Source organism: Ureibacillus chungkukjangi (assembly GCF_003217295.1).
In the GTDB taxonomy this organism is placed as follows: Bacteria; Bacillota; Bacilli; order Bacillales_A; family Planococcaceae; genus Ureibacillus; species Ureibacillus chungkukjangi.
The window spans coordinates 17,822-30,000 of record NZ_QJTJ01000017.1; the positions used below are offsets into that span (position 1 = coordinate 17,822).

Below are 12,179 nucleotides of genomic sequence, written 5' to 3' on the forward strand. Positions count from 1 at the left end.
CTTATTAAGAAAGCGCTATCAGAAATAATATCGTTCCACAATGCAGAACACAGTTCCAATTTATAATAATTATATTCGTTAAAATTTTCAATTACAAGAAGAAAATGATTATTCTGTGAATAATAATAACAATTATTAACTTTTTGATGTATCATTTACAAATCGATAGTTTTTCGAATATGATTGTTAAAGGCATAGAATTTTTTAGAAATGGTGGAGAAATAAAATGGCAACCGTACAATCTATTGAACGTGCTTTTTTCATATTAGAGCATTTATCTGAGCATCCTAACGGCATGCAAATTACAAAATTAGCTTCGGAAACGAGCTTGTCCAAAAGTACAGTCCATCGATTATTGTCTACATTGATTGAGCTACAATATGTTAGAAAAGATGCAGAAACAGACCGATACTACCTGAGCTATCGTACGTTATACTTAACTCGCAATATATTAAGCAATTCAAGTTTAATAACTGTAGCAAAGCCCTTACTACAACAATTAGTAAATGAAATCAACGAAACAGTGCATTTATGTATCGAAGAAAATGAAGAGGTTATTTACATAGACAAAATCGAGAGTAACCAAACAATACGAATGTATTCTCGTATCGGAAGCCGTGCACCTATGTATTGTACAGGTGTTGGGAAAATGATGTTATCTGGTAAAGACGAAAACACTCTGCGTGATATCATCACAAGAATACATTTTACTAAACGCACGGATTACACCATTTTAACTCCCAACGACTTACTTCAAGAAATTTCTAAAATTAAAGAAGTCGGATATTCACTTGATAATATAGAAAACGAAGATGGCATTCGCTGTATTGCAGCCCCTATTTATGATTTTACAGGCAAGATCATTGGAAGTTTCAGTATTTCTGGTCCAAGTACTCGCGTAACAATGGAAAGAATTGAGACGGAATTAGCAGAAAAAATATTAAATACATCAAGAGCTATCTCCTCCCAACTTGGTTATGGTCAATAAAAACTTTAGATTATATAAGAATTTAGAATAAAAACTGCTTCTTACCTTTTACGATAAGAGAGCAGTTTTTTGCTTTTTCGATATAGAAAAAGAGAGCCTTCATAGCTCTCTTCTCTCTTCTTACCTCTCACACGCCATTCCATCATCATCGCGGTCGTGTTTACTTTCATATGCTGGATGGGAACTGTTTACACCATTTGGATAGACTTTGCGCATTTCGGTACAGTTTTGGAAGGACTGGGATGTGCTTTGTTGGTTTTGCTGTGCTTTTCGTTGAGCTTCTGCCTCAGCTGCAGCCTTACTTTGTGCTTCTGCCTCAGCAGCTTTTTTCTGGGTTTCGGCTTCGGTGGCTTTTCTTTGGGCCTCAGCTTCAGCGGCTTTTCGCTGAGTTTCTTCTTCCTCAGCCTTTCTCTGTGCCTCAGCTTCGGCGGCTTTTCTTTGCTCTTCTTCCTCTGCCTGTCTTTGTGCCTCTTCTTCAGCTCTCCGCTTTTCTTCCTCTTCAGCCTTTAACTTTTCTTCTTCCTCGGCTTTTAGTCTTTCTTCTTCCGTTTCTTTTTCTGCATCTAATTGCTCTTGTTCCTCTGTATCGATTTCGTTTTCATCATCTCCAAAGGCATTACAGCTACTAAACGCTAAGATGATAAAAATGATAATTCCTAATATCGTCCACTTTTTCTTTTTGCTCATTCTTCTCCATTTTTCAACCATATTCTATCTCTCCTTCAATACGAGCTTTCAACGGTTTAGCCGCTATGTAAGCAGCTGCAAAAGCCAATAAGCTGATAAGTAAATCCTGTACATCAAATGTCCCCATCTGATGTATAAATAGCTGAAGAATCTCAGCTCCTCCACCTAGCAACAAAGGAATGCCCATTATCAAATACTTCACTTTTCCTGAATCTTCATCAAATCTCCACATTGAGACAAGAAAATAAGTAAATGCATACACCCATAACCCATCCGGCAGGCTGTACTTCACAAAGCTAGGAATGTCCAAGTTCACAGAAATTGCTCTAATTTGATGAATTATTGAATCGATTTGAAATAGCTTGTACACCTTAAATATCAATAAAGTATCCACTCGAAACAACGTGTAAATTAGCCCACCAAGAATAATTGGTAGATAGATGTGCATCCAGGATTGACGGTTCCACATTTGATTTTGGGCCTCCTAACTGTTGCTTATTTATAAAGCGTTTTGAAAAATGATTTTATAGGAGTTATTTATTATGGACGGAAATAATTTGAGTATTCAACAATAAGCAAAGAAACTTAGACGTACAAAAATCCGTCAATTAAATTAACTGACGGATTTGGATTATTAATATGTCTAATTTCGCAAATACTAACTTAGCCGTGCAATTTTCTTCTCATTGTCGTTACTTACTAAACAATTATTTCAAATCTTTCGCCACGCCTGAGATTAAAGTTAAATATTCATCAATTGTATATTGAATTGATAATGGATTTGGATTACCAGCTGCTGCTAATGGTGTATTATCTTCAATCAGTACAACTGAGCCGTTTTGAATTGCTGGTACTTTTCCAAGAAGTGAATCTGCCTGAAGTGCTGTTAATGTACTTTCATCTCCATAGATGATGAACATTTCTACATCATTAAGAGCATCTGCATTTTCGGCACTTAGCTCGATATAGAAGCTATTTGGATCCGTAATTTGATCTTTAATGCCTTCTGGATACGCCATTCCTAAATCATGCAGGAATTCACCACGTGGATCTCCTTCTGTATAAACGTAAAACTTAGATAGGTCAGCTGCGTTGAACATTGCAAATACAGCCTTTTTCCCTTTAATTTCTGGATGCTCATTTGCCTTATCCTGAATTAGCTTTTCTGTATCAGCAATAAGCTGTTTTCCTTCCTCTGCCATGCCCATGCCCAGTGAGTTAAACGTAACCTGGTCACGCCAAGAAGTAACCCAAGGTGTTTCCTGATAAGGTACGACTGGAGCAATTTGCGTTAACATATCATAATCCTCCTGCGTTATACCAGAGTATGCAGCAAGAATAACATCTGGATCTGACTCAGCAATAGCCTCAAAATCTAAACCATCTGTATCCTGATAAACGTTAGGATTTTCTTCACCAAGCTCCTTTAATTTTTCAGCAGTCCAAGGCAGCATCCCACTTTCATCCTGGATACCATAGTTCGCTGCAGAGAAACCTACAGGCACAACACCAAGAGCAAGAGCCACATCATGGTTTGCCCATGCAATTGTCGCCACACGTTCTGGCTTTTTCTCAATAACCGTTTCCCCTAAAGCATGCTTAATAACAATTGGATATTCTGTCGCTGATCCTTCTGCTTTTGTTGCTTCTGAATCTGTTGATTTGCTATCCTCTGTACTAGATTCCTTAGCAGAACAGCCCACAAGTGCAAGGGAAAGAATCGAGATTAATAACAAGGTTAAAAATGAAAAATTTCGTTTTGAATTCATTTTGAATGACACTCCTAAAGTTTAGTTGATAACGATTATCATTATCATTGATAATATATAACCTACGGCAGAAGTTGTCAATATATTATTTTAATGGTAATTATTTAGAGTAATAGATTGCGCTGGTGTACTGTATTTTTTCTGCATGAAAAAAGGAAGCCAGCAGCTTTACTTTGCTTGGCTTCCTTCCTTCCTTCCTTACTTCCCTGCTATTCTTTTGGATTAATAACAATTTCTACACGACGATTTTTTGCTTTTCCGTCTTCAGAATTATTTTGGGCTATTGGCATTGTTTCGCCATAGCCAGCTGTACTGATTTTGATATGACCAACTTTTCCACTTTGTAATAAGTAAGCCACGACTGCTTTTGCTCGTTTTTCCGATAGCTCCATATTATATTGGTCATCACCTGCATTATCAGTATGACCATTAATTTCCATAACTGTGTCTGCTTTTAATGTCTCTAAATTTTGAATCAACTCATCCAAAGTTTTTTGTGCATCAGGCTTTAAATCGCTTTGATCGTGGTCAAATAAAATGTCATCAGGTAATTGAATTTTTGTTTCTTCACCATCTGTGGTAACACTTGTATCCTCTGGCGCTTCAACAATTGGTGGTTCCGGATAAAGGATGACCTCAATCATATTGCCACCTTCTTCGTTTGGAATCACCGGTTCACCAGTCATCTTTTCAAAGGTTTCTCCGTAAGCCTCGTTCATTCTCATTTCGAGTAAATGCCTGCTTTTTGGCTTCGAATTAATAACAATATAGCCTGCTTCTGTAATCGTGTTATATGGAATCTGAATCAAAAACGTACCATCATTCACAACATTCGTACTCGAGCTTATCCAGTTTTGTGCAACAGCAGCCTCTTCAGAAGAGAAGTAGGAAGCAACCAGCTCAGTACCCTCTAAAAGGTTAGATTTCCCTTTTACATAGAAATAGCGGTGATCGTTCGTTAATTCAGTTTCAATCCATACCTCTGCACTACCATAATCATCAGGAACCTTTTCCCTTTTTGGTGTTTCAATAGGATACACCGTTTGTTCGATGGTAGGTAGCACAAGAATCGAAGCAGAGATTTTTTGGTATTCCTCATCTATTATCTCATGCTTTTGAACAAAGGGACCTTCTAGGTTCTCGCCATCTTCACCATAAACAGCCTCAATCTCATCCGGCTGCCCCCAGCCACCAAGAAGCACGTCAATCGTGACTAAAATATGTCCAAAGCTCGTTAAATCTGAAGGGATTTCAAAGGTAAAATCTCCATTCTCATCAACCTCTGTACTCTTATCACAAAGAAGACAAACCGGATTTCGAATGGAAAAAGCACGATCTAGCCAGTCAATCCCGACGATAGTCCCCTCCATCAAATTACTTGTCCCTTTAACAACAAGCTTTCCATTTTCGGCTACCACTTCCCCGCCTAATTGAATGTCAGTAGGAAATTGCTCATCCGCTTTCTCTTCTGAATCTACTTCTTGTTCTTTATCTACTTGACTTGTCTGTTCATCATTATTTTCAGCTTCTACTGTCTGCGTATCCTCTTTACTCTCACAGCCCACTAAGAGAAACATCGTGGTCACTATAAGCAACAACCAGCCTGTTTTCTTCTCCATAGTCCCCCTCCTCAATTTCCAATTCTCTCTATACTACGGTAAGTTATTTTAGAAAATATTGGAATATGTGTATGGTCCTAGGAAATATATCTCTAATTTTAGAGAGTTTTTTTAGTTGTCTACCTAATAGGGTACATTTTAGAAATCTATTACATACTTATTTACTATATACATTCTCAAGTTTCTCTCTTAGACAAAATCATATTCTACTATTTCACTAAACACTCCTATTAAATGGAAGATTGACAAAAAAATAGAATTAATATATATTTATGTTAACCTAATTATAATTATAGTTAACATAAAAGATGGAGGTAGGTAATTTGTGAGTACTGTGCAAAAGACACTTTCAAAAACAAACGTAGTAGATTTAGTGTACTGTGGCATGTTCGCTACATTAATGATGATTGGAGCGAACATTACGTCATTTGCTCCATTCTTTATTGTCGGTGGAGTACCGATTACATTACAGACATTTTTTGCTGTGCTAGCAGGACTTGTGTTGGGTAGTAGAAATGGTGCCATTGCTTGCACAGTATACATGTTAATCGGCTTGGCGGGGGCACCCGTTTTCGCTAAGTTTAGTGGTGGCTTCGATAGTATTCTATCCCCCACATTTGGTTTTATTTTAACGTTTATTTTTGCTGCCTATCTGACGGGAAAAATTGTTGAAACGTTCCAAACTCTAAAGCACTACATTGTAGCCGCACTTTTTTCAATGCTGGTTATTTATATTGCTGGAACGAATTGGATGTATCTGTCATATAATCTTTGGGCAGACGCACCACCTGAACTTTCCTATCAGCTTGTTTGGGGCTGGATGCTGATACCACTTCCAAAAGATATCATTTTAGCGATTTTTGCAGCTTTTCTGGCATTCCGACTTCAAAGGATTCTAAAAATTTTACCTATTAAATCATCAACCAAATTGGAGGATTAACTTATGTGGACTCAGCTTGCTCAAGATGTGATAAATGGAAAAGAGCTAAGTGATCATGAAGCACTGGCTATTTTAACGGTTAATGACGATGAACTACTTCCGTTGCTACATGGCGCTTTTCAAATTCGGAAGCACTATTATGGTAAAAAAGTGAAGTTGAATATGATACTGAATGCAAAAAGTGGATATTGTCCGGAAGATTGCGGGTATTGTTCCCAATCATCCAAATCAACGGCTCCCATTGAAAAATATCCATTCATTACTAAAGAGGAAATACTGGAAGGTGCCAAACGTGCTTTTGAAAACAAAATTGGCACCTTTTGTATCGTAGCCAGTGGACGCGGCCCAACCCGCAAAGATGTCAAAGTAGTAAGCGAAGCAGTTAGTGAAATTAAAGAAAAATATGGTTTAAAAGTTTGCGCTTGCCTCGGTTTGCTAAAAGAAGAGCAAGCAGAACAGTTAAAACAAGCAGGTGTCGATCGCTATAATCATAACGTTAACACCTCCCAGCGTCATCATGACTATATAACAACAACGCACACATATGATGATCGAATCAATACAATTGAGATTGTAAAGAAACACGGTCTGTCTCCTTGTTCCGGAGCGATTATCGGCATGAAAGAAACGAAGGATGATGTTGTTCATATTGCCCGGGCATTAAGAGCCCTTGATGCAGATTCGATTCCAATTAACTTCCTTAATGCTATAGATGGGACAAAGCTTGAGGGAACAAAAGAATTAAATCCAAGGTATTCCTTAAAAGTTCTCGCGTTATTCCGCTATATAAACCCAACTAAGGAAATTCGTGTCGCAGGTGGTCGTGAAGTGAATCTAGGGACATTACAACCTCTTGCCTTATACCCAGCCAATAGCATATTTGTTGGCGATTATCTAACGACAGCTGGTCAAGAAGAAAACATCGACTATCGAATGCTAGAAGATCTTGGTTTTGAGATTGAATTAGCTGAGAAACAGGAAGAACTAAGCAGAGCGTAATTTTGATCAACTATAGATTCCATAAGCAAACACTAGAAATTTACTCCGATACTTTGTTCTGTTTAAACAAAAAACCAGTTGAAATATCGGTTATCCGATTTTCCAACTGGTTCCCTCTTCTATATCGTTTTTATGAACACAATCTTAGATAATCCCCTGCATACGTAAAAGAATCTCTGCTATTACTGCCGAGCCGAGGTATGTTCCTAGTAACACGAACATTCCTACAATGATGGTTTTCCAACCTAATTTAGCAAAGTCAGCCCATGAACGACCGATTGAAATCCCTGCATAAGCTAGGATTGGCGTTGCAATGGCTAAAAGATTTACTTTGGATGTCCACTCAACAATTTGTTCTGCTCCAGGCACTCCTGGAATGGTTACGATAAATGCTAGTATACCAATATAGGCAATACTTGGAATTCCTTTATAGGGGTTCACTCTATGAAGGATTAATCCAACTAAACTGATTCCGACCAAAGCCAATATCCCCGGCAGTGCTTCCAGTGGCATTACTTCATAACCAATCCAGTTTCCGACAGCCACCATAACGGATACAATGATAAACAAGAGGATCCATTCTTGAATATTTTTTAGCATAGATTATTTCACCACCTTAGATTTTGTATCATCAGTAACTTTCTCTGTTATCACACCTACGTTTGATTCGGCATCAAGCTTTGACGCCATCATATTTTCTGCACTATTTTTCTCTCTTCGTTTCGTCAACACTTTATAAAATTTCTCTGTTAAAGGTAGCCCAATAAGTATACTTGCATATAAACCAGTTACAGATGTTAATAGGTTACTAGCACCTGAAAAGGCTGTGATGGTATCAGCCATATCAGGGAATGCAGCAACTAACGGTCCCAACGCAGCAGCTGTCATACTGCCACTACCGATCCCAGTTGCCATTGCAAACGAATAGGGGTGAAGCGGTAATGTAGTTGCTAAAAATCCTGAAGCTAGTCCTATAAAGATTGACCCAAATACAGTACCGAAAATATACATGGACATGACGCCACGTCCTTCTGGAGAGGAAAGTCCGAACTTATCCGTAATTAATGCCAAATTTGCTTCTCGTCCAATTGAGTGGGTCATCCCAATACTCTCCCTTTTAAGTCCTAATAGAACTGCAATAGGAAGTGCTATTAAAATCGTACCTAAATTTCCAAGCTCCTGAAGAATTAAAGCGGGCCCTGCCGCGATTAATTGAGGTAATGCAGGTCCGGCCTGAACGCCAAACTTGGCTATTAATAGAGTAAGTGTAATATAAACCAGTGTTTCAGCATTTTCTGACTGTTTTTTTGTAACAATGGGAGTGAAGTAGATAGAAATCCCAATGATAACGGCATAAAGCATAGGAAGTAATAAAATGATTCCAGCGCCAATACTTATACTATGCTGTCCAATAAGTTCAGTCACAATCACAATGGCTAGTACAACAGCATGTAATCGCCAATCTTTCCATAAACCTAATGCTTTTCCCTCCATACACTTTCCCCCTTTAAATGAGAATATTAATAATTCCTATACTTGTACTTGTTTGGCGTGTACCTGCATATATTCCAAAGTTGCTTGTCCAAGAATTTTTGCTGCGATTAAGAGTGCTCTCTCATCAATATCGAATTTCGGATGATGGTGTGGATACGATACTTCCCACTCAGGGTTTCTCGCACCTGTAAAGAAGAAAGTTCCTTTTACTTTTTGTAGGTAGTACGAGTAATCCTCCCCACCCATAACAGGCTCCGTTTCATTAACAGCAGTGACACCAGGAATTTTCTTTGCGATTTCAGCTACAAATTCAGTCTCTTCTTCATGGTTGACGAGCGTTGGATAGCCACGAGTATACTTGAATTCAAAACCTGCTCTAGCCGTTTCACATATTCCTTTCACAACTCTCTCCATCTCTTCTTCCATAAATACGCGAGTCTCTTCTTTAAAGGTTCTAACAGTTCCAAGCATCTCTGCATGGTCAGCAATCACATTATATGGATTTTCTGCGACAAAGGATGTAACTGATAACACTGCTGAATCTAACGGATCTATTTTTCGACTGACAATCTGGTTTAAACTATTAATAAGCTGACTACCTACCGCAATACTATCGATCGTTTGCTGTGGATATGCCCCGTGACCTCCACGACCTTGTATGCGAATCGTAAACACATCAGGTGCTGCTTGAAGGGCACCCGCACGATACCCCACTTCACCCAATGGCGATTCTGCCTGTAAATGGGTACCAAAAATCACATCCACCCCATCTAAACAACCATCCTCAATCATCGAAATTGCACCGCCAGGAGGTAATTCTTCTGCATGCTGATGAATAAATACAACAGTTCCTTGCAGGTCAGACTTCATTTGATTTAGCACTTTTGCCAGCCCCAATAATGTTGCCGTATGTCCATCATGACCACAAGCATGCATGACACCATCGTTTTTAGACTTAAAAGGCACGTCCGTTTGCTCAACAATCGGCAGCGCATCAAAATCTGCACGCAATGCGACTGTAGGACCCGGCTGCTCGCCCTTTAAATAAGCAACAACGCCATTCCCACCAACGCCCGTTCTCGTCTCATGCCCGAGCTTTTTATGAAAATCAGCAATGTACTCAGCAGTTTTCACCTCATGAAACGACAGCTCTGGATACTCATGTAAATGACGACGTATCCCAACAATCTCCTCATAAATCCCATCTAAACCATCAAACAAATTTTGCATGCTATTTTCCTCCTTTTATGAATAGGTGTTTCTATGAATTAGTCATTTCTGCATCATTTCTACAAGTACTTCGTAGACGGCAGATGAATCCAAATTCCCTTTTCCTTTGTTTCTACCTAAAGAAAAAAGCTGATTAGTCATATCACTGACGAAAGTAGTTGTTTGATGATCTTCAGCAAGATTTCGGTATAAGTGAATATCTTTAGTCATATTGGCTAACGAAAATTTCACATTTTCAAATGACTGATCCAGGATATTGACACCGAAAACATCCATAGCTCGAGTGTGTCCACTACCTTTTTGCAAGATTGAAGCAAGCTTCTCTTTCGAAACTCCTGCTTTTTCGCCTGTTAAAAATGCTTCACTCAGTAGTGAAATAACGCCCGCAACCACCATATTGTGACAAAGCTTTACCGTTTGGCCAGCACCACTCTCACCTAAATATTCAATATGCTTTCCTATTACTTGTAGGACGGGGAGGATTTCGTCGAACCTCTCCTCATTTCCCCCAATCATGATGGTAAGCGTTCCATTATTTGCACCATCTGGTCCACCACTTAAAGGACAATCGTAAAATTCAACACCTCTGGTTTGAGCCATTTCATGTATCTGCCTTGTGAGATTCACATCATTTGTGCTCATATCCAGAATGAATTTGCCTTGGTTCATTCGGTAAAGAACTCCCCTATCCTCGTCTATGACAATCTCTTTCACTAGCTCAGGGGATGTTAACGATAAAATGAGATAATCCACCTGACTCGCTAATTCCTCAGGTTTTGAAGCAACGACTGCTCCTTGGTTTACCAAATTTTTAACTGCATCCTCATTAATGTCGTAAACCATGACTTCGTAGTTATTCTTTAAAAGATTTTTGGCGATTCCACTTCCCATTAAACCGCAGCCAATGACACCGACCTTTCCCATGCAAAGCCCCCCTTCTATACCTTAATGTAAACCGTCTTATATTCGGTCCAGAATTCCAATGCTGTAGAGCCCTGTTCACGCGGGCCTAAACTCGAAGCTTTTTTCCCTCCGAATGGATATTGATTTTCAAAATAGTTCGAAGGAATATTCACATGTGTAACACCCGTTTCTATATGTTTCACAAAGTGCATGGCCTTCGCTAAATCCTTCGTATAAATTGTAGAAGATAAGCCAAATTCACTATCATTTGCTACTTCCAGCGCTTCTTCATAGGAATCTACTTCTATAACTGCAATCACCGGTGCAAAAATTTCTTCCCGGAATATTCTCATTTCCGGGGTAACATGACTAAAAACAGTCGGTGCCAAGAAATAACCTTTATCCTTACCATTATCCACCAATCGTTTTCCACCACATTCGAGCACAGCCTCATCTTGAATGGCATCGTGGATATGTTCTAAATACAAATTCAATTGATTTTCATCAATGATTGGCCCATTATCGACATTTTCATCAAAGCCATCTCCAACGGTTAGTGATTTTGCTGCTTCTACTAATCTAGTAATCACCTCTTTTGAAATAGCTCGTGGGACAATCAATCTACTTGTTCCAGTACAACGTTGTCCATTATCATAAAAGCCGCTAATGACTATATTTTTAATTGTTTCATCCAAATCTGCATCCTCAAGTATGATGGATGCATTCTTTCCACCCATTTCCGCTTGTATTTTCCCTCCACGATTTGTTACTGCTCTTCCCAATGCCAAGCCTACTTCTGTAGACCCGGTAAATGAGACAGCTTTAATCTTTGGCTGATTACCAATTGCCTGTCCTATTACTCCACCTGGTCCTGTCACCATATTGATGACACCTTTGGGTACACCTGCTTTTTCAAACAGCTCCATGATTTTTATACTGATTAGTGACGTATTACTAGAGGGTTTAAAAACTACTGTATTTCCTGCCACAATTGCCGGTGCTATTTTCCAGATACCTATACCCAGCGGAAAATTGTAAGGAGCTATGACACTTACAACCCCTAAAGGCTCTCTCACTGTATAGCCAAAAATATCCGGATCATTTGACGGGATGGTTTCACCAGTTAAACGTGTTGCTTCACCACTAAATTGTTTCATCGCTTCGATGGTTTTTTGAACTTCACCCAGAGAATTTTTATATGTCTTTCCTACTTCTTTTGTGATAATTGTAGCGAGTTCTTCCTTTTGTTCTTCCAATAAGTTAAAGAGTTTGAACAATACTTCACCGCGCTCGGGTACTGCTACCTTCGACCATGTTTTAAAAGCCTTCTCGGCCGCTTCTACCGCTACTTCAATATCTCTTTGGTCGGATTTTTGAAAATAACCTAGTATACTATCTGCATTTGCGGGATTAATGCTTGAATACACCTCGCCTGAACTTGCTTGAACCCATTCACCATCAATGTAATTGAAATATGTTTCGGTCATTCAACGATCACCTCACAATCTTTTAAATAATTTTAATATTCAAAATTATAAAAATAAATGTGG

General features: G+C 38.8%; 12 protein-coding genes. 3 read left to right on the top strand and 9 right to left on the bottom strand.

The window, feature by feature from the left end; all coding sequences use genetic code 11:
* The first annotated feature begins 226 nt into the window (after nucleotides 1-226).
* Nucleotides 227-988, top strand: coding sequence for an IclR family transcriptional regulator (locus BJ095_RS12375; RefSeq protein WP_107933534.1), 762 nt, complete (start codon nucleotides 227-229; stop codon nucleotides 986-988).
* A 120-nt stretch (nucleotides 989-1,108) separates the two neighbouring features.
* Here BJ095_RS12375 and BJ095_RS12380 read toward each other — a convergent pair whose 3' ends face one another.
* From BJ095_RS12380 to BJ095_RS12395, 4 genes are all read right to left on the bottom strand, one after another.
* Nucleotides 1,109-1,696, bottom strand: a complete 588-nt coding sequence (locus BJ095_RS12380; RefSeq protein ID WP_107933536.1) for an excalibur calcium-binding domain-containing protein — start codon at nucleotides 1,694-1,696, stop codon at nucleotides 1,109-1,111.
* Nucleotides 1,689-2,144 carry a hypothetical protein gene (locus BJ095_RS12385; RefSeq protein ID WP_107933538.1) on the bottom strand — a complete coding sequence of 152 codons (456 nt, stop codon included), beginning with the start codon at nucleotides 2,142-2,144 and terminating at the stop codon, nucleotides 1,689-1,691. The genes BJ095_RS12380 and BJ095_RS12385 overlap by 8 nt, the downstream gene beginning before the upstream one ends.
* Before the next feature lie 238 nt (nucleotides 2,145-2,382).
* Entirely contained in the window at nucleotides 2,383-3,444 is a 1,062-nt protein-coding gene (locus BJ095_RS12390; protein ID WP_107933539.1) for an iron-siderophore ABC transporter substrate-binding protein, read from the bottom strand.
* A 209-nt stretch (nucleotides 3,445-3,653) separates the two neighbouring features.
* Nucleotides 3,654-5,063 (bottom strand): OmpA family protein, encoded by a 1,410-nt coding sequence (locus BJ095_RS12395; RefSeq protein WP_107933541.1) that lies wholly within the window; start codon nucleotides 5,061-5,063, stop codon nucleotides 3,654-3,656.
* A gap of 325 nt (nucleotides 5,064-5,388) precedes the next feature.
* On the opposite strand from BJ095_RS12395, the gene BJ095_RS12400 reads away from it, so the two are divergent.
* Nucleotides 5,389-6,003: a biotin transporter BioY gene (locus BJ095_RS12400; RefSeq protein WP_408056962.1), complete on the top strand. Its 615-nt coding sequence runs from the start codon at nucleotides 5,389-5,391 to the stop codon at nucleotides 6,001-6,003.
* A gap of 3 nt (nucleotides 6,004-6,006) precedes the next feature.
* Nucleotides 6,007-7,002: a biotin synthase BioB gene (bioB, locus tag BJ095_RS12405; protein ID WP_107933543.1), complete on the top strand. Its 996-nt coding sequence runs from the start codon at nucleotides 6,007-6,009 to the stop codon at nucleotides 7,000-7,002.
* A gap of 144 nt (nucleotides 7,003-7,146) precedes the next feature.
* Here bioB and BJ095_RS12410 read toward each other — a convergent pair whose 3' ends face one another.
* From BJ095_RS12410 to BJ095_RS12430, 5 genes are read right to left on the bottom strand one after another with little or no spacing between them, the layout of a single operon-like run.
* The gene (locus BJ095_RS12410; RefSeq protein ID WP_107933544.1) at nucleotides 7,147-7,602 is read right to left on the bottom strand and encodes a hypothetical protein; all 456 of its coding nucleotides are present in this window, start codon (nucleotides 7,600-7,602) and stop codon (nucleotides 7,147-7,149) included.
* 3 nt (nucleotides 7,603-7,605) lie between these two features.
* Nucleotides 7,606-8,496: a DUF3100 domain-containing protein gene (locus BJ095_RS12415; protein ID WP_107933546.1), complete on the bottom strand. Its 891-nt coding sequence runs from the start codon at nucleotides 8,494-8,496 to the stop codon at nucleotides 7,606-7,608.
* A 36-nt stretch (nucleotides 8,497-8,532) separates the two neighbouring features.
* Complete coding sequence (locus BJ095_RS12420) at nucleotides 8,533-9,726, bottom strand: M20 family metallopeptidase (protein ID WP_107933548.1); 1,194 nt, start codon at nucleotides 9,724-9,726, stop codon at nucleotides 8,533-8,535.
* Between the two features lie 42 nt (nucleotides 9,727-9,768).
* On the bottom strand, nucleotides 9,769-10,650 hold the full coding sequence (locus BJ095_RS12425; protein WP_107933550.1) for an NAD(P)-dependent oxidoreductase: 882 nt from the start codon (nucleotides 10,648-10,650) through the stop codon (nucleotides 9,769-9,771).
* 14 nt (nucleotides 10,651-10,664) lie between these two features.
* Entirely contained in the window at nucleotides 10,665-12,116 is a 1,452-nt protein-coding gene (locus BJ095_RS12430) for an aldehyde dehydrogenase family protein (RefSeq protein ID WP_107933552.1), read from the bottom strand.
* Between the last annotated feature and the right edge of the window lie 63 nt (nucleotides 12,117-12,179).